This window comes from Microbacterium sp. SS28 (assembly GCF_022761035.1).
GTDB lineage: Bacteria > Actinomycetota > Actinomycetes > Actinomycetales > Microbacteriaceae > Microbacterium.
The window spans coordinates 383,415-404,295 of sequence record NZ_JAKWJP010000003.1 but is presented as its reverse complement, the minus strand read 5'-3'; the positions used below and the strand labels follow the sequence as shown (position 1 = coordinate 404,295).

12 protein-coding genes are annotated in these 20,881 nt (G+C 68.9%); all 12 read right to left on the bottom strand.

Annotation, left to right across the window (positions count from 1 at the left end; translation table 11 throughout):
- Positions 1-284 precede the first annotated feature (284 nt).
- Positions 285-11,630 (bottom strand): DUF5979 domain-containing protein, encoded by an 11,346-nt coding sequence (locus MJ607_RS10900; protein ID WP_243075618.1) that lies wholly within the window; start codon positions 11,628-11,630, stop codon positions 285-287.
- Positions 11,631-11,949: 319 nt separating this feature from the next.
- On the bottom strand, positions 11,950-12,168 hold the full coding sequence (locus MJ607_RS10895; protein ID WP_243075617.1) for a hypothetical protein: 219 nt from the start codon (positions 12,166-12,168) through the stop codon (positions 11,950-11,952).
- A 190-nt stretch (positions 12,169-12,358) separates the two neighbouring features.
- Positions 12,359-13,552: an elongation factor Tu gene (tuf, locus tag MJ607_RS10890; RefSeq protein ID WP_243075616.1), complete on the bottom strand. Its 1,194-nt coding sequence runs from the start codon at positions 13,550-13,552 to the stop codon at positions 12,359-12,361.
- 137 nt (positions 13,553-13,689) lie between these two features.
- Positions 13,690-15,804 carry an elongation factor G gene (gene fusA / locus MJ607_RS10885; RefSeq protein ID WP_243075615.1) on the bottom strand — a complete coding sequence of 705 codons (2,115 nt, stop codon included), beginning with the start codon at positions 15,802-15,804 and terminating at the stop codon, positions 13,690-13,692.
- An 84-nt stretch (positions 15,805-15,888) separates the two neighbouring features.
- On the bottom strand, positions 15,889-16,359 hold the full coding sequence (gene rpsG, locus MJ607_RS10880; RefSeq protein WP_243075614.1) for a 30S ribosomal protein S7: 471 nt from the start codon (positions 16,357-16,359) through the stop codon (positions 15,889-15,891).
- Positions 16,360-16,364: 5 nt separating this feature from the next.
- A complete protein-coding gene (gene rpsL / locus MJ607_RS10875; protein ID WP_018171438.1) occupies positions 16,365-16,733 on the bottom strand; it encodes a 30S ribosomal protein S12 in 369 nt (122 codons plus the stop codon).
- Between the two features lie 335 nt (positions 16,734-17,068).
- Positions 17,069-17,647, bottom strand: coding sequence for a hypothetical protein (locus tag MJ607_RS10870; protein ID WP_243075613.1), 579 nt, complete (start codon positions 17,645-17,647; stop codon positions 17,069-17,071).
- Entirely contained in the window at positions 17,644-18,264 is a 621-nt protein-coding gene (locus tag MJ607_RS10865; RefSeq protein ID WP_243075612.1) for a hypothetical protein, read from the bottom strand. Before MJ607_RS10865 ends, MJ607_RS10870 begins: the two co-directional genes overlap by 4 nt.
- Positions 18,261-18,878, bottom strand: a complete 618-nt coding sequence (locus MJ607_RS10860; protein WP_243075611.1) for a hypothetical protein — start codon at positions 18,876-18,878, stop codon at positions 18,261-18,263. Before MJ607_RS10860 ends, MJ607_RS10865 begins: the two co-directional genes overlap by 4 nt.
- Complete coding sequence (locus MJ607_RS10855) at positions 18,875-20,140, bottom strand: hypothetical protein (protein ID WP_243075610.1); 1,266 nt, start codon at positions 20,138-20,140, stop codon at positions 18,875-18,877. The genes MJ607_RS10860 and MJ607_RS10855 overlap by 4 nt, the downstream gene beginning before the upstream one ends.
- A complete protein-coding gene (locus MJ607_RS10850) occupies positions 20,137-20,460 on the bottom strand; it encodes a hypothetical protein (protein WP_243075609.1) in 324 nt (107 codons plus the stop codon). Before MJ607_RS10850 ends, MJ607_RS10855 begins: the two co-directional genes overlap by 4 nt.
- Positions 20,461-20,549: 89 nt before the next feature.
- Positions 20,550-20,846 (bottom strand): WXG100 family type VII secretion target, encoded by a 297-nt coding sequence (locus MJ607_RS10845; RefSeq protein WP_243075608.1) that lies wholly within the window; start codon positions 20,844-20,846, stop codon positions 20,550-20,552.
- Positions 20,847-20,881 lie beyond the last annotated feature (35 nt).

The following is a 20,881-nucleotide window of genomic DNA, read 5'->3' as shown; positions in this document are numbered from 1 at the left end:
ACCCCGATTGAAGGTCCCCAAGAGAGAGACCGCGCCGGTGAAATCTTTCCCCAGATCTCAGCGCGGTCTTATTCCCCCAGGGCGAACGTAGACCCCGCGTGTCGAGGCGTCAAGCAACGGGATGAAAACCGGATGCCGTGTCCCGCGCGACCCGGTGTCAGGCGATCTCCGCCCCGGCCCCGGAGAACCGAGGGCGGGCGCCACCACCCGTGTGGCGCCCGTCCGCGTCTTTCGGGCGAGTCGGGGTGCGGAGGGAGAACCCTAGGGGTCCTCCCTCCGTCACCTCAGACTCGGGCCCGAGTCTCTCCCCGCCGCCGGCGGATGATCAGGACCGTCGCACCGCCGAGCAGTGCCGCGAACCCTACGAGCAGCAGAGGCAGCGCCACGGATCCGCCCGTCACCGGGAGGCCGGACAGGAGCACCGTCGCGTCATCGGCATCGCGACCCGTGTCTTCCGGGTCCCCGAAGGTGTAGTAATCCACGACGCCGACGTTCGTGATCACGCTCGCCTTGGACGCCGGGTTGACCATGACCGTCACGGTGATGTCGGGCGCCTCGGAGTTGCCGCGCTCGGCGTTCATCGGCATGAGCGGCCCGAACAGATCGCAGACGAGGGTTCCACCGTAGCCGGCGGCATCCTCACCCGTGACCTCGCAGCTCTGCCATGTCGGGAACGTCCCCGTCGGCCACGTGATGCTCGTCATCTTGAGGTCGGCCGGGATCACGTCCGTCACGACGACGCCCGCCGCCGCCGAGTCGTCGCTCACGTTCGCGACCTCGAGGGTGTAGTTGAACGACTTGCCCGGCTCGGTCTTCTCCACGCTTGCCGTCTTGACGATCTGGACGTCGGAGTGACGCGCCTGGAAGCACTCGGGCGTCGCCGGCGGGTATTCCACCTCGAACTGCAGCGTCGGGTTGACCGACAGCGTCACGTTCGTGTTATCCCGCCAGCTGTAGTCCAGCTCGCTCGGGTCGAGGATCAGGCCGTTGAAGATGTACAGCGCGCGCTGCTCCGGCGTCATGACCGTGTTCGTCCCGGGCAGGTAGAACTCGAGCGGGTCGGATCCAGGCACGATGTCGGATGCCACGATCGGCCGCCAGCCCGGGTAGTCGATCGCGATGCCACCAGGGGTGAACACCGTGCCCGGCCACTCGACGATGTCTCCGCCGATCAGTGTGCCGCCGGGGATCGTCCGCTCGACGCTCGCCGGGTCGACGTCAGCCGGAGCACCGGCCGCCGGCGTCCAGAGGAACGAGATCGGCTCGTTGCGCAGGGCCTCGGACTTGCGCACGACCCAACCCAGGAGAGGAGCGTCGCTGAGGCACGTCGCGTAGACGGCCGCTGTGATGTCCTTCGTCGGGATGTCCTCGACGTCGCAGTCGTTGGTCGTGTCGGCGTTGAAGTCCGCGTCGACGCACGCCTCGTTGTGGAGGTTCTCCAGCGGAGCTCCCGGCTGAGGAGGCTCCTCTCCGGGGTTGACCTTCGTGACCGGAGTCGTGTTCGACGGCAGGAACTTCACCGTCACGCGAATCGTCGCAACCTGCCCCACGCCGAGCGAATCGAACTGGACCTTGATGGCATTGCCCACGGTCAGGTCGTCCGCGCCCGTGCCGCCGGTGATCGCGACGCCGGTCACCTCCAGGCGGGTGTTGAGCGAGTTGTCCGTCACCACCACGTTCGTCGCCGTCGAGGTTCCCGTGTTCGTCACCGTCAGGATGTAGTCGAACGTGTCGCCGGTTGCGACCGCCTGACCCGTCGGGATGCTCGACGTCTTCACGATCTTGACGTCGTCGTACTGCACCACGTCGCAGCCCTCATCGGAGGCGACATAGGCACCCGAGGTCACAGTCGCCTCGTTGAGGACGACGATGCCTGTGGCATCCGCGTCAGCACAGGGCGCGAGCGGCTCGGTGGGCGGCGTCGGGACGACCACCGTGGCGGACACCTCGTAGGTGTACGACGGCAGTGTCGGCGACTCCGGGTCGAGCGTGAGCTCGCCGTCCTCGACGAGTGTCCACGGAGCCACTCCATCCCAGGTCGGGTTGGTGAGCGGTCCGCCGTTCGTCGCCGAAGCGGTCCACGATGTGCCCGGCTTGAGCGTCACGCCGGCCGGGAGGTCCGGGGCGTCCGTCAGAGTGAAGGCCAGGGACTCCGGACGCGGCGACTGCGCCGTGTTCGGGTACGACACCGTCACGTCGTAGGTGATGTCCCACGAGCCGTCGGCCTGCTGCGTGCTGCCGGTTCCCGTCTTCACGATCGTCGGGAAGATCGGCTCGGCGCAGTCCCAATCCACGATCGCGGGCCGCAGTCCGGCCGTGATCGTGGCGGTGTTGAGGAACCCGCTCGCGGTCGGCGTCTGGCTCGTCGAGCAGTTGAGCCCCGGCACCGGCACACCGTCGACGAAGCCGTCCTCCGTGATCTCGGCGACGACCGTGATCGTGTAGGCGTGTGTCACTCCGGGTCCGATGATGTGGGTGCCCAGCGAGGCGCTGTTCGTCCCGAGGTCGAAGTCACCCGACGTGGGCGGCAGGAGGGGTCCTGCCGGGATGCGCGCCACCGACCACGATGCGCTGTTCACGTCGATCGCTCCACCGAAGTCGAGGTCGTCCGTGAGTGTGTAGCGCGCGAAGACGCCGTCCGGGTTCTCGGGCGTCCCGGCCGCGGCCTGGACCACGTCGATGCCGTAGACGATCGTCCACGTGCCGTCGGCGTTCTGCGTCACCGACGTCACCGTCTTGTTCATCGACGGGTAGGCGCGGGTGTCGACCGGGATGCAGGTGTCCCGCTCGGAGATCTTGTCCTCGCCCTGGTAGAGGCCTACCAGGTTGTAGAAGCTGTCCCCGGCCGAGGTCGTCTGGCACTCCGTGACCGCGGGGTCGAGCTCACCCAGGATCGACACCTGCCACGTGACGATCCAGGTCTGGACCTCGTTCGCCGCGAGCGCGACCGGCAGCGCCGGGAAGGGCAGGCCGTCGCCGATAGGCAGGACGTCCGGTGTTCCCTCGCGCTGCGCCGTGCCCGCGAGGAGCGTGACGCCGGCGGGGTAGCCCGGGTCGTCGGTGAGGCGGTAGAACGACGGGTAGTCGCCACCTGTCACCGTGATCCGGTACGTGACCGTCCACTTGTCGGGGTCGTTCTCATCCTGCGAGGCGGCCAGACCCTGCTTGGCCACGGTCGGGATGTCGGGCGTCGAGCACGCGTCTGCCGTGAGCGGCGGCTGACCCGCGGCGACCACGGTCGCCGTGTTCAGGAAGCCGCCCGCGTCGAGGCTGCCCTCGGGCTGGCACGTGAGCTCCGCGTCGGGGTCCGTCCAGCTCTCCGGCGTGATGTGCGCGTTCGCGGTGACGGTGTAGACGTCGGTGCCGTTCGCGGCGACGACGCGGCCCGTTGCGAGCGTGCTGCTCACGGTGCCCTCGGGGAACTGACCGCTGGTCGGTCCCGTCCACGACGGGCGTCCGTCGCCGGTCGTGTCGATGTCGATGCCGCCTCCGAACACGAGCGTGTCCGTCAGGTCGTACTGCGCGGGGAGCGTCGTCGAGGAGTTCTTCACGCTCACGGCGTACGTGATGGTCCACGTCCCGTCGTCGTTCTGCACGGTGCTCGACACCGACTTGGTGATGCTCACCGCCGGCCGCACGATCGTCGCGCACGCGTCATCCTCGTCCGGGATCACGCCGTTGTCGACGATCGCGAGGTTGCGGAATCCGCCGGCCTCGGACTGGCACGTGAGCGGGGCCGGGGATGCCGACGAACCGATCGTGAACTGCCGGCTCACCGTGTAGGTGTGCGTGGCCGCGGTCGAGATGAGTCCCGTCGCGACGGTGCCCGTGCCGGTCCATCCGGCCAGCGTGCCCTCGTCGACTCCCGCGACTCCGCCCGTGATGTCAGGACCCGTGGCGCTCCAGGCTCCGACCGGCGTCGCACCCGCCGGCGGGGCGGACGGAGCGTCGTCGAGCGTGTAGGCGAGCTGGATGCCGGTGCCGTTGGTCACCTGGACCCGGTAGCTGACGGTCCACCGTCCGGTGGCGGCGTCGAACGTCGAGGGGAGATCCGTCTTCAAAACGCTCGGCGACGCCGGCTGCGCGCAGCCGTAGTCGGTCGCCGTGCCGCCCGGGTAGGCGATCGACGCGTTGTTGTAGAAGGCGCCGCCCACGCGAGGCTCGCACGTCGTGCTCGGCGTCTCGACCGCGCCGTCCCTCGTCACGATGACGCGGTAGACGTAGGTGTGCACAGTAGGCGCATCCACGCTCACCGCGGCGGCGATAGGCGTGTTGGCCGCGGGCGCCGGAACCTCCTGGCTGCGGTCCGCAGGATCGCGCCAGCTCGAGCCCGCCTGGTTCCACGTCCAGCCGGAACCGGGCGCGGGCAGGTCGGTCAGGGTGTAGGTCGTGGAGGTGAAGGCCTGGTTCGTGACCTGGATCGTGTAGTCGATCTGCCACGAGCCGTCCTCGAGCTGCACGACCGTGCCGTCGCTCTTCGCGATCGAGAGCGGCGTCGGCGTGATCGAGGTGCACGCTTCGGCGTTCACCGTCGCGACGCCGTTCGACACGCTCGTCGAGTTCCAGAATCCGTCACCGGAGGTGGAGCTCTGACCGCAGACGAGGTCTTCCTTCACGGTCTCGGTGGCGAGGTCCACTGTCGAGCGCACGGTGAACACGTGCGACGTGTTCGGAAGCAGCGTGCCCGTTCCGACTGTCGTGTTCGCGCCGCCGTTCCACGCGGGCGCGGCCGGAACGAAGGTGCCGCCCGCGAGGGCCGCGGGGCCCGACACGACCCACGGCGTCGCGAGCGTCGCGCCGGCGGGCAGCGGAGCCATCGGCGTGTCGGTGAGCGTGTAGGCGACCTGCGTCGTCGCGCTCGGGTTCGACACCGTCACGGTGTACGTGAGCACCCAGGCGCCGGCCTCCTGCACGGCGTTGGCGGGTGCCGTCTTGGTGACGGTCGGGCTGGCCGGGACGCCGCAGGCGTTGGCGGGCGCCGAACCGCCCGGGTAGGTGACCAGGGCCGTGTTGTAGAACGGTCCGGACACTCCGGGTACGCACGGGTTGAGCGACACGCCTGCAGGCACGTTGACGGTCGCCGTCGCGGTGACGTTGTAGGTGTGCGTCTGTCCCGTGGAGATCGGCGCTCCCGGCTGGAGCACGGCGGGTGCCGTCGGGCTCGAGCCGTTGGTCTGCCCCGTCCAGGAGAGCCCCGTGAACGTGACGCCCTGGCCGGACGCGAAGACCGGCGTGTCGGTCAGACGGTAGGTCGTCGTGCCCTCGGTGGGCCCGAAGACCTTGACCGTGTAGGCCACGGTCCAGGACTTGTCGGCGTTCTGAGTGGCCGAGACGAACGTCTTCTCGATCGTCACGGGGAGCGGATTCACCGAGGTGCAGCCGTCGTCCGTGTCCGGCGCGATGCCGTTGGTCACTGTGGCGAGGTTGACCACGGCGATCCCGGTGCCTGATCCTTCGCCGCAGGCGCTGGCCACGGGCGTCACGGCACCCGTGAAGGCGAGCTTCGCCGTGATGGTGAAGGTGTGGTTCGTGGCTGTCGGGATCTGCTGAGACGCGATGACGTTCGGCGTCGGCCAGGTCGCCGAGGCACCGGGGCCTGTGACGGCCCAATCCGTGATCGTCGTTCCCGCGGGCGCAGCGGGCGGGGTGTCGGTCAGCGTGTAGAACAGCGTCTTGCCGCTCGTGTTGCCGACGATCACCTCGTACGAGATGTTCCACGTGCCGTCCGGGTTGACCGTCGCGGTCTTGCCCGTCTTCTCGACCGTCGGAGTTCCGGGCGTGGCGCAGCCGGTGTCGGAGACGCCGTTCTGCGGGCCGCCGGGGAAGAAGACCGTCGCGCGGTTGAAGAAGCCGCCGCCGTCGGTCAGGTCGCACACGAGAGACGGGCTGGTGACAGCCGCGTCACGCGTCACGATCATGCGGTACAGGAACGTGTGCGTCGTGTTGGCGGCGATCGGCGCCGGCGTGACCGCCGAAGGCGTCGCCGGCTGTCCGGGCGTCGCGACCGGGATCCACCCGCTCGCGGGGTCGGCCGTCCAGCCCGCACCCGGAGCCGGGGTGTCGGTCAGCGTGTAGACCGTCGCCCGCGTGCTCGCGTTCGTGACGGAGACCGAGTAGTCGATCTGCCACGTCGTCGGAGAGGTCTGCGTGACCACTCCTGCGTTGGACTTCACGACCGTGACGGGCGGGAGCACGACCGTCACGCAGCCCTCGGCGTCGCGCACGATCTCGCCCGACGTCACGGTGGCCTTGTTCTTGAAGCCCCCGTTCGCCTCGCAGTCGCCGATCGGCGTGGCTGCGAGCCCGGGCGTCAGGATGCCGCTGATCGTGTAGCTGTAGCTCGCGAGGGGCGGAAGGACGCTGGCCGGCGCGGTGCTCGTGCTCCAGATGGTGTGCGTCCCCGGCGTCCAGCCGCCGACGGGCGTCGGGTCGATGGGGGCACCCGCGACCGGCGTGACCGTCCACTGGCCGCCGGCGAGCGTCCAGCCGGACGGCGCAGCGGGCAGCGTGTCAGTGAGCGCGGCCTGCAGGGGGATGGTGCTGCTCGGGTTCGTCAGCGTCACGGTGTACGAGATGTTCCACGAGGCATCCGGGTTCTGGGTCGCCGGGTTCGTGCCGATCTTGGCGACGCCGGGGAACACGGGCGGGTCGCACTCGTAGACGGTGACGTCTTCTTCACCCTCGACCGACATCGTCGCCGAGTTGAGGAATCCGCCGGCCGCCGGAGTCGGCTTGACCGTCGAGCACTGCCAGGTCTGGCCGTCCTCGGTGCCGTCCGCGATCGCGGCGTTGACCGTCACCGTGTAGGTGTGAGTGAGGTTGGCCGGGATCGACGCGTTGGTGGCGAACGTCTCGGTCAGCGAGTCGAACGGCTGAACGCCGCCCACCGGCCCCTGCCAGGTCGAGGTGGACAGGTCGGGCGTGATCCCGCCGCCGAACATGAGGGTGTCTTCGAGGTCGTAGAAGAACGTCGAGGTCGTCGAGTTGTTCGTCACGATCACCTCGTAGACGATCGTCCACGTGCCGTCGGCGTTCTGCCGCGGGTACCCGTCGGCGATCCGCTTGACGATGGTTCCCTCGGCCGGGATGGCCGTGTTCGTGATCTCACAGGTCACGTTCGTCCCGACTTCGGGGACGAGCGAGTTCGCGGTCTCCATCGGGTACTCGTCGTCGGTTCCCGTGACGTAGCAGCTCCACGTGCCCTCGGTGTAGCCCGACGGACCGTTGGACTCGGCGAGCGTGTACTCGACCTGACCGCTGACCGGGCCGCTGATCGAAGCCTCGAGCTGATCGGCGGGCGAGCCCTTGCCCGAGATCGCGGGGGCGCCCACGTCGTCGGGCGTCGCGCTGAGCGTCCACTCGTCGGCGAACGAGGAGCCGACGCCGTTGTCGTTGTCGACCTTCTTGACGAGCGTCAGCGTCGGTGCGACGTCGGTGTTCGTGAAGGTGCACGCGGCCGCCTGGCCGGGTGCGACGGTCACGACAGCTCCGACGAGGGTGCCGACGGAGCAGGTCAGGCCGGTCTGGGTGTAGCCCGTGAGCTGGTTGATCTCAGCGAGCGTGTACGTGCCCGGCGCGACGAAGCGGGTCTGCAGGTGGTCGAACAGCAGGGGACCGCCGGTCGTCCCGGTCGCGGTGAGCTTCTGGTTCCAGTCCGTGGAGCCGGCTGTTCCGCCGTTGGGGTTCAGCACGATCTTGGACAGCTGCAGCGAGGAGCGCTGAGCCGTGTTGGTGACCGTGAAGGCGACGGGCGTCTGCGCGCTCGAGACGGTCGTGGCCGTGCTCGGCGAGACGACGTTGGACGCCCAGGTGTAGGACGGGTCTGTGAATCCGGGCAGCGAGGCACCGGTGTTCTCGGTGACGGTGCACTGCGAGGTCAGCGGGATCTGCGTGCGCGGGCCTGTGTAAGTCGTAGCGGCGCCGACGCCGCCCGTGAACACGACGCTCCACGTGCCGCTCGTGTTGTCTGCCGCGTTCAGCGGGTAGACGCACGACCAGTTGCCCGTGAAGGTGCCCGAGAACGCAGCGGGCGTTCCCGCGATGTTCTTGGTCACGGTGATCGAGCCCGTCACGCGCGTCGCGTGGTTGGTGACGGTTCCCGTCACTGTGCTGTTCGCGACGATGAACGGGGGCTGGTCGTAGGTCGCCGCACCCCACTGCCACGACGTGTCCACGAGACCGCCGGTCGGCGTCGAGGGGACCTCGGCGATCGTGCACTGCGTGCCGCTCGGGATCTGCAGCGAGCCCGTCGTGGGCGTCAGCGTCGCGGCTCCTGCGCCGGTGCGCGTCCACGTTCCCGCTGACTGCGGGTTCGAGTCGTTGCAGGTGTAGGTGCCGTTGAAGACCTTGCCCGCCTGCACCGCCTGCGGGTTGTCGATCGCCTTCACGATCGCGAGCGTGCCCGTGAGGCGCGTGTTGACGATCGTGCAGACGGCAGCCTGCCCCGTCGTGAGGGTGAGGATGCCGCCGAGGGCGACAGTCGTGGCCGGCCCGCCGTTGATCGAGCACGAGTACGAGGTGCCGTTGGTGTACCCGTTCGTCGTGCCGGTCTCGGTGAGGGTGAAGTTGCCGGACGAGACGATCGTCGCCGCGAAGCCTGCGACACCCGTGACGGGATCGGGCGACTGCGTCAGCGGGTTCGGCGTGATGCCGTCGGCGCCACCGGCCTGGCCCGAGGTGAGCGGGGCCCAGTCGGCGCCGAGCGTCCAGTTGCCCGTGCCGACCGGCACGACGGTCTCGACGCCGTTGAGCGAGACCTTCTTGACGAGCTGGAGCGTCGGCTTCGGATCGTTGATCGCCTCGCACTTGACCCACGAGCCGGTGGGCGCGGTGACGCCGCCGTTGCGGCCGTCGTACTGGTTGGCGGCCCACGTGGGAACACCGTTCGTGACGGAGGTCGCCTGGACACACACCCACGAGCCGGTCGCACCGGCGGCCTGGTTCGCCGACCACTGGTCCTGCAGCGAGGGGTTCCAGCGCTGGCGGTAGCCCTGCGCGGCGACGGTGTTGGCCGTCTCCTTGAGCGGGTAGACGACGTTGGAGGTGATGGGAGCGGTCGCGGCGGCCGTGCCAGACCCGCCGAGAGGTCCGGGCAGAGCGCCGCTCGGCGCGATGGCGTCGAGCGTCCAGTCGGTCAGCGGCGGCGGGGTGGGTCCGGTCGCGGTCTTGACGAGGGTGAGCTGCGTCGTGCAGCTGACGGTGTTCGTCAGTGTGACGACGTTGACGCCTTCGGTCGTCGACTTGGTCAGCGTCGTGTTTCCGCCGCTCAGCGCGGGGGCGTACGTCGCGGTGTTGGTGCACAGCACGGGGAGACCGTTGACCTCTTCGGAGATGCCGACTGTCGAGTTCACCGCGAGGTTCGAGTAGGTCTGTCCGAAGCCCCACGGACCGGCGCCGATGCCGGCGTTGCCGCTCAGCACGAGGTTGGCGGAGAGGCCCGGGATCAGTGTCTGGGCGACGTTGGGAAGCGTCGTCTGCTCGTACGTGCCGTCGCCGTTCGTGTCGATGCGCCAGATCTTGTCGACCCGCAGCTGCGCGGACTGGTCGACCCGCTGATTGACGACGGTGCAGGAGACCGTCGCGTTGTTCACGGGATCGACGATGAAGCCGGGATTCGACGCGCTCACGATGTTGGTGATGTCGAGGGGCGTGTTCGGTGCGGCGCTCGAGGTGCAGCGGGCGTAGTCGCCGTTGGTGTGCGCGCCGTTCGCCGAAGTCCAGGGGACGAGGTTGTAGTCGGCGGGGTCTGCCTCGGTGACGCTCAGCCGCCTGTTGTCCGGCGTCGTGCCGGTGCCGAAGTTGGAGCGGAACCCGAGGACGCCCGTCGCGCCCGTGACGCCGGAGGCCGACGTGCCGAAGGTCGGCGTGCTCGGGCTGTCGATGCGGACGTTCGGACCCGTCGTCGTGCCGGTGAAGCCCCAGCCGGCGACCTCATCGCGGTCCGCCCATGCGCCGCCTGCGGGGATGACCTGCTTGACGACGTTGACCGTGCCGGTGCAGTTCGCCTCAGCGAGGGCCTTGAGCTGAGCCGCGAGTTCGGTCCAGCCCACCTGGTAGTAGTCGCTGTTCGCGGTGGGGCCCGAGATCGCCTGGAGGTTGAAGGACCCGCTGCCGGATGCGCCGTTGCCGACGCCGACCGAGATGATCCGCGCACCCGCCTGCTTGATGGTGTTCGCCGACGCGATCGCGTTCTCCATCTCGATGAAGCGCGTGAAGGCGGCGCCGCTGCTGACCGCGTTGGGTCCATAGCGGGTCGGCATGCCGTCGGTGATGACGATGACGGCGTCGAGGTTCGCCGCGAGCGGCTGCAGGAGCCAGAGTCCCTGGTCCCAGTTGGTGTACTGGGTGGCGGGAAGGCCCGACGTCGTGAGGTTCTGCGCCTTCGCGCGGATGAACGCCGCAGCACCTGATGTCGCAACGCTCTGAAGTCCGACGTTGGAGTTCTTGCCCTGGCCGGGGAAGCCCGGGACGTCGGGGTTGGCCGTCGGGTTGAGCGCGGGCGACAGCGTGCCGAAGGTGTGGATGGCAACCTGCGACGGAGTGCCCGTGAGGGCGTCGACGACAGCCGTCGCCGAGTCCCGCACGGCCTGCTGACCTCCCGACACGGCGTTGACCGAGCTCGACAGGTCGACGAGCAGGGCGACGTTGAGACCGCACTGCGCGGGGATCGTCGGGTTGATGAGGGCGTTGGCCCACGTGCCCGTCGTCTGGCGCATGTTGTTGCCGCCGGCGTCGAGCTGAGGCGTCGTCGCGTTCGGGAGGGCGAACGTGCGCTGCGCCTGGGTCCGGCCGGCGCCGACCTGGCTGGTGTAGAAGCTGTACGGGGTCGTCCCACTGACCGACAGTCCGTCCGCGGAGTAGGTGAGCGTGTCGAGGACCCGGTACCCCACGGGCGGCGTGATCTCCTTGACGTAGTACCCGCTGTTGGTGGCGCCCTGACCCGCGCCACGCGTGGGGATGACCATCCAGCACGTGCCGGCGGCGTCGGTGACGCACGTCGCCGTCGCGACAGCCGCGACGCCCGTGTTGAGTCCCGTCGCTTCGAAGGCGCCGAAGGTGGCCCCGGCGAGAGCGCCGATCGCTTCGGCGCCGGTCCGGTTGCCGGCCTTCTTGATCGTGATGAGGACTTCGTTCGCGGCGGGGGCGCCGACGGGCGGAGCGCCCTGACCGCTGCCGAGGGCGAGAACCGAGACCAGGCCGTCCTCCTCGGCGACGAGGGAGTTCGCCTCGAAGGTGCGCGCGGCGGGATCCGTGGGCTCGGCGTCGTCTTCCGGCGCCGCCTCGGTGTCATCCTCGGCCGGGGGCGTCGTCTGCTCTTCAGACGCAGGCGGGGTCGTCTCGGTCTCGGCGGGAGTCGTCGACTCATCGGGAGTCGTCGACTCATCGGGAGCGGTCGACTCGTCAGGGGTCGTCGCCTCTTCGGAGGTCGACGGCGTCGGGGTCGGGGTCGTCGTCTCGGCCATCGCCGGACCGACACCCGTGAAGATCAGGGCGCCCGTCAGCAGCGTGGCGATGCCGCCCGCGTACCAGCGATGGCGCAGGGTCAGCTTGCGCTGACGCTCCCGCTCCTGCCGCATGCTCCGGCGCAGCCCGCTGCGCCCCTGATTCTGCCCGCCCAGAACACCAGACATGAAGTTACCCGTCGCCATCGACAAGGAGCCTCTCGGAACAAAAGGCCCCACCAGGAGCTCCGGAACGAGAACCCCGTGGGATCCGCAGCCTCCGCGCAGATTTCCGACCCCCAGGCCGACAGCACGGGAACTACCTCTCCCGACTGTGAACGTAGCCCGGGGCCAAACCCGGCGTCAAGTGCCGGATCCGCAACGCCGCCTCGCGGCGCGCGAGACCGCGTCTCAGCAGGGCGCGGGCCTCACCCTTCGCGGATGAGCCTCACTCCGCCCGCCCGCGCGCGAAAGACCCGGACGCTTCCGTCCGGGTCTTTCGCGACGACTACTTCTCGGTGCCGACGGCGCCGTCCGCCTGATCGCGCAGGTCGTCGACGGCAGCGTCGAACTGATCGGGCGCGATCTTCTTCGCGAGGTCGGCCGCGCTGTCGAACACCTGGTCGCTGACCTGCTCGGCCTGCTCCGAGTTCAGCACGCCGTCCACCTTTTCTTTGTGGTCCTCGTAGAGCTTCTTGCCCTGGTTGACGAGGTCATCGATCCCCATGTGTGCTCCTTCGGCGCCCGGTGGACGCCCTCCGGACCATGCTGACCCGGGGGCGGCATCCCGTCAATGACGCCTTCCGGAGACGACAGAACCCCCGGGATCGCTCCCGGGGGTTCTGCGCAAGAAGTCACTCAGGTTTCGATACGCGGGCTTCGCTCGCTACTCAACCCGAGTCGCAGTCGCGACTCGCTTACTTGAGGATCTTCGTGACCGTGCCGGCGCCGACGGTGCGGCCACCCTCACGGATCGCGTAGCCGAGGCCCTCTTCCATGGCGATCGGCTGGATCAGCTCGACCGTCATGTCGGTGGTGTCACCGGGCATGACCATCTCGGTGCCCTCGGGCAGCGTGATGACGCCGGTGACGTCCGTAGTGCGGAAGTAGAACTGCGGGCGGTAGTTCGTGAAGAACGGGTTGTGACGACCGCCCTCCTCCTTGGACAGGATGTACGCCGTGCCCTCGAAGTTGGTGTGCGGGGTGACCGAACCGGGCTTCACGACGACCTGGCCGCGCTCGACGTCGTCACGCTTGGTGCCGCGCAGGAGCAGACCGCAGTTCTCGCCGGCCCATGCCTCGTCGAGCTGCTTGTGGAACATCTCGATACCGGTGACGATCGTCTTCTGCGTCGGGCGCAGACCCACGATCTCGACCTCGGAGTTGATCGCGAGCGTGCCGCGCTCGGCGCGGCCCGTGACGACCGTGCCACGGCCCGTGATCGTGAAGACGTCCTCGATCGGCATGAGGAACGGCTTGTCCTTGTCGCGGATCGGGTCGGGGATCGACTCGTCGACGGCGTCCATGAGCTCGACGATCTTCTCGGTCCACTCGGCGTCGCCCTCGAGCGCCTTCAGGCCCGAGACGCGGACGACGGGGGCGTTGTCGCCGTCGAAGTCCTGGCTCGAGAGCAGCTCGCGAACCTCGAGCTCGACGAGCTCCAGGATCTCCTCGTCGTCGACCATGTCGCTCTTGTTCAGCGCGACGAGCAGGTACGGCACGCCGACCTGCTTGGCGAGCAGAACGTGCTCACGCGTCTGCGCCATGGGACCGTCGGTGGCGGCGACCACGAGGATCGCGCCGTCCATCTGAGCGGCACCGGTGATCATGTTCTTGATGTAGTCGGCGTGACCCGGGGCGTCGACGTGCGCGTAGTGGCGCTTCGGCGTCTCGTACTCGACGTGCGAGATGTTGATCGTGATGCCGCGCTGACGCTCCTCCGGAGCGGAGTCGATCGACGCGAAGTCGCGCTGCACGTTGGTGGCCGACGGGTACTTGTCGGCGAGCACCTTGGAGATCGCGGCGGTGAGCGTGGTCTTGCCGTGGTCGACGTGTCCGATCGTTCCGATGTTCACGTGCGGCTTGGTGCGCTCGAACTTGGCCTTGGCCACTGGGTCCTCCTCAGGACGTTCGTGTAGAGCGCCGGGCACTGGTTTGCGACCGGTTCTCTACGGGGATGTTTCTTAGTTTATGTGTATGAAGTTGTGGAATTCCGGGATGCCGCTGACCGCGGCATCCCGGAGGGCGATTACTCGCCCTTGTTCTTCTGGACGATCTCGTCCATGACGTTGCGCGGGACCTCTGCGTAGCTGTCGAACTCCATGGAGTAGACGGCGCGGCCGGAGGTCTTGGAACGCAGGTCGCCGATGTAGCCGAACATCTCGGACAGCGGCACGTTGGCACGGACCACCTTGACGCCGGCGGCGTCCTCCATCGACTGGATCTGGCCGCGACGCGAGTTCAGGTCGCCGATGACGTCGCCCATGTACTCCTCGGGCGTACGCACCTCGACGGCCATGATCGGCTCGAGGATGACGGGATCCGCACGGCGGAGCGCCTCCTTGAAGCCCATCGAGCCGGCGATCTTGAACGCCATCTCGGACGAGTCGACGTCGTGCGAAGCGCCGTCGAGCAGGATCGCCTTGACGCCCACCATGGGGTAGCCGGCGAGCACGCCGACGTTCATGGCGTCCTGGAAGCCCTGGTCGGTCGGGCTGATGTACTCGCGCGGGATGCGGCCACCGGTGACCTTGTTCTCGAACTCGTACGTCTTGTCGGCCGTGACCTCGAGAGGCTCGATCGTGAACTGGATCTTGGCGAACTGACCCGATCCACCGGTCTGCTTCTTGTGCGTGTAGTCGTGCTTCTCGACGGTCTTGCGGATCGTCTCGCGGTAGGCCACCTGGGGCTTTCCGACGTTGGCCTCGACCTTGAACTCGCGCTTCATGCGGTCCACGAGGATGTCGAGGTGCAGCTCGCCCATGCCCTTGATGACGGTCTGGCCGGTCTCGGCGTTCTGCTCGACGCGGAACGTCGGGTCCTCTTCAGCGAGCTTCTGGATCGCGAGACCCAGCTTCTCCTGGTCGGCCTTGGTCTTGGGCTCGATCGCGACCTCGATGACCGGCTCGGGGAACGTCATCGACTCGAGCACGACCTGGTGCTGCGAATCCGAGAGCGTGTCGCCCGTGGTCGTGTCCTTGAGGCCGATGACGGCGTAGATGTGACCGGCGGTGACCGAGTCGACCGGCATCTCCTTGTTGGCGTGCATCTGGAAGATCTTCCCGATGCGCTCCTTCTTGCCCTTGGTCGCGTTGACGACCTGGGCGCCCGAGTCGAGGTGACCCGAGTAGACGCGGATATAGGTCAGACGACCGAAGAACGGGTGCGTCACGATCTTGAACGCGAGCGCCGCGAACGGCTCGTCGCGGTCGGCGTGGCGCTCGATGATGATCTCTTCGTTCTTGGGGTCCTTGGCCTCGATGGCGGGGACGTCCAGGGGCGAAGGAAGGTAGTCCACGACCGCGTCGAGCATGGGCTGCACGCCGCGGTTCTTGAACGCCGAGCCGCACAGGACGGGGTAGATCTCGGAGTTGATCGTGAGCTTGCGGATCGCGCCCTTGATCTCCTCGACCGTGAGGCCCTCGCCGCTGAAGTGCTTCTCGAGCAGGTGCTCGTCGGTCTCCGCGACCGTCTCGAGGAGGTGCTCGCGGTACTCCGCGGCCTTGTCGGCGAGGTCGGCCGGGATCTCCTGGATCTCGTACTTCGCGCCCATGGTCACGTCACCCTTGGCATCGCCGGGCCACACCAGCGCGCGCATCTCGACGAGGTCGACGACACCGACGAAGTCGCTCTCGGAACCGATCGGCAGCTGGATGACGAGGGGCTTGGCCTTCAGGCGGTTGACGATCGTGTCGACCGTGAAGTAGAAGTCGGCGCCCAGCTTGTCCATCTTGTTGACGAAGCAGATGCGGGGGACGTCGTACTTGTCGGCCTGGCGCCAGACGGTCTCGGACTGGGGCTCGACGCCCTCCTTGCCGTCGAAGACGGCGACGGCGCCGTCGAGGACGCGCAGCGACCGCTCGACCTCGACCGTGAAGTCGACGTGGCCGGGGGTGTCGATGATGTTGATCTGGTTCTTGTCCCAGAAGCACGTGACAGCAGCAGAGGTGATCGTGATGCCACGCTCCTGCTCCTGCTCCATCCAGTCGGTCGTGGCGGCACCGTCGTGCGTCTCGCCGATCTTGTGGTTGACCCCCGTGTAGAACAGGATGCGCTCGGTCGTCGTCGTCTTGCCGGCATCGATGTGCGCCATGATGCCGATGTTGCGGACCTTGTTGAGGTCGGTGAGCACTTCTTGTGCCACGGGGTGTCCTTACTTGTGGTGGGGGAAATCGTGGGGTGTCCGGTTCCGGCCTTCAGAGGCCGGAACCGGACGACCGGATGCTGGTTACCAGCGGTAGTGCGCGAAGGCGCGGTTCGACTCGGCCATCTTGTGGGTGTCTTCGCGGCGCTTGACCGCGGCACCCAGGCCGTTCGAGGCATCCAGGATCTCGTTCTGGAGGCGCTCGGTCATCGTCTTCTCACGACGACCCTTGGCGTAGCTCACGAGCCAGCGCAGGGCGAGCGTGTTGGCGCGGTGAGGCTTGACCTCGATCGGCACCTGGTAGGTCGAGCCGCCGACGCGGCGCGACTTGACCTCGAGGGTCGGGCGCACGTTGTCGAGCGCCTTCTTGAGGGTCGCGACGGCGTCCTGGCCGTTCTTGGCCTCGACGCCCTTGAGGGCGGTGTAGACGATCGACTCGGCGATCGACTTCTTGCCGTCGACGAGGATCTTGTTCACCAGCTGGCTGACGATCGGGGCGCCGTAGACCGGGTCGTTGACGACGGGGCGCTTCGGGGCGGGTCCTTTACGAGGCATGTTCCTTAGCCCTTCTTCGCGCCGTAGCGGCTGCGAGCCTGCTTGCGGTTCTTGACGGCCTGCGTGTCCAGGGCGCCACGGACGATCTTGTAGCGGACACCCGGGAGGTCCTTCACACGACCGCCGCGGACGAGCACGAGCGAGTGCTCCTGCAGGTTGTGGCCCTCGCCGGGGATGTAGGCGGTGACCTCGGTGCCGTTGCGGAGCTTGACACGGGCGACCTTGCGCATCGCCGAGTTGGGCTTCTTGGGCGTGGTCGTGTAGACGCGGGTGCAGACCCCGGCCTGCTGCGGGTTCGCCTTGAGCGCGGGCGCCTTGGTCTTCGAGACCTTCGGCGAGCGACCCTTGCGAACCAACTGCTGAATGGTTGGCACGTTCTCTCCTTGTTTGGCTGCACGGTGACAGCGAGCGTGTCTCCCCCGCTGCATCCGGATCTTGCGATTCGTGACGCTGCGGGCTCACATGTACCCACCGGCGCGACAGAATACTGAGGCGATGTGTGGTGGATATGCCGTGGGGGCGACCTGTTCGCAGGTCGATCCCTGAGATGCGGCGCTCAGGCACCGTCGATCGCGCCTAGGCACGGCTGACGGCGCGCGCGAGCGCACACTCGGTCAATGATACGCGTGATGCACGGGGTCGGTCAAACGAGCGCACGCCACGCCGACGCAGCCCGGACGAGACGCCCACGGGCGCCCTCCGCGCGGCGTCACTCGACGGCGACCCTGACGGAGTCCACGAGCGCCCTGAAGTGGGGACTGAACGCCTCGAAGGCCGCGAGATCGGTCGTCGCGGTGCCCAGCAGCACGAAGCCGTCGCCGACGTCGAGGGCGCACGAGGCGCGCAGCGTGACGACCTCCGCGGCGTCGGCGTCGAGCGGTGCATGGCGCACCACGAGGCTGCCGCGCAGCCCGGCCGGGGTCTCGACCTCGGTCACGGTCGCCGGCCGGAGGAGGTCGGGCTCGTGCGCGCCCGCGACCTCGGCGGCCTCGGCGTCGCCGACGACGCTGCGATCGAGCAGCACGACGTCGACGAGCTCGAGAGTCGCCCCCCAGCCCGGATAGTGGATGTAGGACGACGACGCGCCGCGCTCCTGGGAGCCGGTGCCCATGATCGTCAGGGCGTCCACGAGCGCCTGCCGCTCGACGCGACCGGGGCGCGCGCCGGACTCGGCGATGAGCTCGTCGGTCAGAGCCGCGGCCCAATCGGCGGGCACCGCGAACACCTCGCCCGCGCCGAAGCGCGGGACGCCGATCCAGTCGCCCGGGTACTCGATGTAGACGTTCACGCGGCCTCCTCGAACTCGACGGTCGCCATCATCGAGTCGATCACGAACTCGAGCGCGGCGAGCACGTCGGCCGACTGCTCGATGTCGGGGATCATGAGGCTCGCGGTGAAGACGAGCCACTCCCCGCCCGGCCGGGCGGGACTCACGATGTAGTTGACGAGCCGGGTCGGCGGGGCCTCGAGCTCGCCCGCGGCGTCATGCCGCTCGGGGACGTCGACGGCGATCCGCACGCCGAGCGCGCCGCCGATCTCGACGGCGAGGGCGCCTGCCGCGCTCGCCGAGAAGCCCACCAGCACCTCGGCGACGGCTCGCGCGGGGTCCGGCTGCGTCGGCAGGGCCGCGATGGCGACGGATGCCGGCATCGTGACGCCGCTCGTCGGGGCGATCGGGAGCCACAGCTCGTAGACGCCGCGCTCGGCGGCATCGCCCAGCGCCGACTGGAGCCGGCGGCGGAGCGTCACGCGCGCCATGTCGCGCCGCGCGCGGTCGACGCCCGCGAGGGCGCGGTCGAGGATCCGCTGGACGCTCTCGGACGGGTCGTCGGAGACCGCGAGACGCACCCATCCCTCGGGAAGGAGCATCGTCAGGCGCGGCGCCGCGGGGGCCTCAGCGCTCATCGCGTCCCCTCCTTCGTGTCCGCGCCGGACTTCCGCTCGGTGCGCGCCGAGTGGCGCACGGCGCGGTCGACCAGGACGTGGGCGCCGAGCAGCCGCTCCGCCTCGGCGGGCGTGAGCACGGAGCGCGCGTGCCGGACGCTGAGCGTCGCGAGCCCCGCTGCGGCGAGCGCGAGCACCGCGGGGATCGCGTACTCGATCGCCCACGTCGTCGTGATGCCGCGCCCGGGGAGGACGAGGAGCGCACAGATGAAGGCCGCGACGAAGGCGTGCACACGGAGCCACTTGGGCGAAGAGTCGGCGATGAACTCGATGCGCCCGCGTCCGCGGGAGGACCACCACCGCGCGGGGTGCCAGCACACGACGATGGCGGTCACGATGACGGCGACCCACAGCAGCGCCCACCAGACCGGCACGACGCCTCCAGGGACGACGTTGACGGCGCATCCGGCGGTCTGCTCGCAGCGCTCCTTCTCGGCATCCGTCCACGTCGCCAGGGCCCAGCCGGCACCGATGACCTTGGGCCAGAGCGCGAGCCCCACGACGGCAGCGAGGGTCGACCAGAAGACCGTCAGCCCCATGACGCGGCCGAGGCGCGACTCTCCGTCTGCGCTCACCAGCCGTCGCCCAGGCGCCACGGGAGCGGCGTCTCGGCCGATCCCACCGCGTTCGTGACCTGGCCGCCCGCGATCATGCCGCCCTCGAAGAGCGCCGCGCGCGTGCCGAGCTGCGCGAGCTGCTGGCGGATCGCGAACTGGGTCGCGGAGTGGCCGCCCGAGACGAGCTCGAGGTGGGCGATGTTGCGGATCTGGACGACGGTCTTGTAGTCCAGCGCGACGTAGCGCAGCCGCTCGAGGATCGCCATCTGAGCGGGCCGCGAGACGTTCGCGACGGTCGTCACGCGCGTCAGCGCGGCGGCCTGTGTCATGCCGCGCAGGCCCGCGCCGGCGTGGCTCGCGCGCACCGAGGTCGCGACGGCCGTGCGGGCGGTCTCTTTGAGGCCCGACAGGGAAGAGGCGATCGCGCGGCCGCCGACGAACGTCAGCACCGCCATCCCGACGTTGAGGAGGGCCTCGGCAGGACCCATCGTCCCCGCGGCGAACTGCAGCGCCGCGTTGAGGAGCGTGACGGCGGCCGCGATGAGGGCCACGACCCCGACGATGACGTTGAGGCCCGGGATGAAGATCGCGACGACCATGACCGCCGTCGCGACCCAGCCGATGACGTTGACGACGAAGTCGATCGTGTCCTTGTGGTCCTGGATGAACTGGACGGTGTTGTCCCACCAGCTGTCGTTCAGGTCGCCCGAGCTCTCGACGAGGCGGATCGCGGCGATCGCGGTGCCCGCGGCGGAATCGCGCACGGCGACGGCGTGGGCGACGTCGCCCTCGGCTCCGGTCCCCTCGGCGCGTGCTGCCGCGTGAGTGCGGGTCCACTCCGCGAGCCGCGCTTCGTAGCCGGGCAGATTGGCGGGCGGGGTGGAGGGATCCTCGACGCGGCCGCGGTAGTAGTCGACCATGCGGTCGGCCTGCGCGAGCTCGGCATGACCGTCGATCGCGCGCTGGAGGGCGGCGGCCGACTCGCTCTGCGCCGTGCGCAGCTTCGGGGCGTAGGCGGTCATCGCCTCGCCCACGCCGCGGTAGCGCTCTTCCGCGCGGCGGATGCGGTTTGCGACATCCTCGGACTCGTCGCGGATCGCGTCGATCGACTCTGCCTGGCCGAACCGCTCGTCGAGGAGTCGGGTCAGATCGGCGGCCGCGCGCACGATGGCGTCGGCCGTGCCGACGTACATGCGGCCCGTGAGGGCGACGACATCGGGATCGCCGGGGACGGGGTCGGACGCGAGCCCCAGGGGGCTCCAGTCTGCGGGACGGCTCACACTGCCTCCGGTGCGACGGCGGGCGGGTACGACTCGCGCTGGTCGGTCAGAGCCCGGGCGAGCTCGGCGTCGGTCTCCTCGAACGCCGAGACGATCTGCTGAAGGTGGTCGCGCACTGTCGCGAGCTGGTCGGCCAGCTCGCGGCGGCGCTGGTCCCAGTTGCCGGCGAACTCGTGCACGCGATCGGCGAGGCCGGGATGCCCCACGGCGTCGGCGAGGCGGTCGCTGCGCGCCGCAGCCTCGGTGAACTCACTATGGATGCGGCTCACGTCGATGCGAGCAGAGTCCAGGGCGAGCAGATCGACGATCAGCGTCGTCATCGCCGTCATCTCCTCAGGATCGGGGAAGTCGGGGAACGGGATGCCGCAGGGCGCCGGCCGTCATCGGTCCGGCGCCCCGCGGGCGCACGTCAGGAGCGGATGGCGCTCGCGAGCTGCGAATCCGTGTCGCCGAGCGCGTCGGCCGCGGCGTTGAGGAAGTCGGACAGGCCCTGCAGGCCGCCGATCGTCTGGGTCGCGCCCGTCGTGAACTGCGTGTACGACTCGTGGAACGCGCCGGACGCGGCGTCGGTGACGAATCCGCTCGCGACAAGGTCGCCGATCAGGCGCTGCAGCTCGTTGAGCTTGTCCTCGAGAGCGCCCTTGCCCGTGATGAGCTGCGCGGCAGCGGACTTCATGTCGCCGTAGGTGACGTTGATGTTCGACACGGCTTTCCTTTCAGTGGAACGACTTGACCCGGCCC

Bases quoted from the DNA above. Each gene is read 5' to 3' on its own strand.
- MJ607_RS10850 (WP_243075609.1), bottom strand. From the start codon at position 20,460: ATGACGACGCTGATCGTCGATCTGCTCGCCCTGGACTCTGCTCGCATC.
- MJ607_RS10865 (WP_243075612.1), bottom strand. From the start codon at position 18,264: ATGAGCGCTGAGGCCCCCGCGGCGCCGCGCCTGACGATGCTCCTTCCC.
- MJ607_RS10895 (WP_243075617.1), bottom strand. From the start codon at position 12,168: ATGGGGATCGATGACCTCGTCAACCAGGGCAAGAAGCTCTACGAGGAC.
- rpsG (WP_243075614.1), bottom strand. From the start codon at position 16,359: ATGCCTCGTAAAGGACCCGCCCCGAAGCGCCCCGTCGTCAACGACCCG.
- MJ607_RS10900 (WP_243075618.1), bottom strand. From the start codon at position 11,630: ATGTCTGGTGTTCTGGGCGGGCAGAATCAGGGGCGCAGCGGGCTGCGC.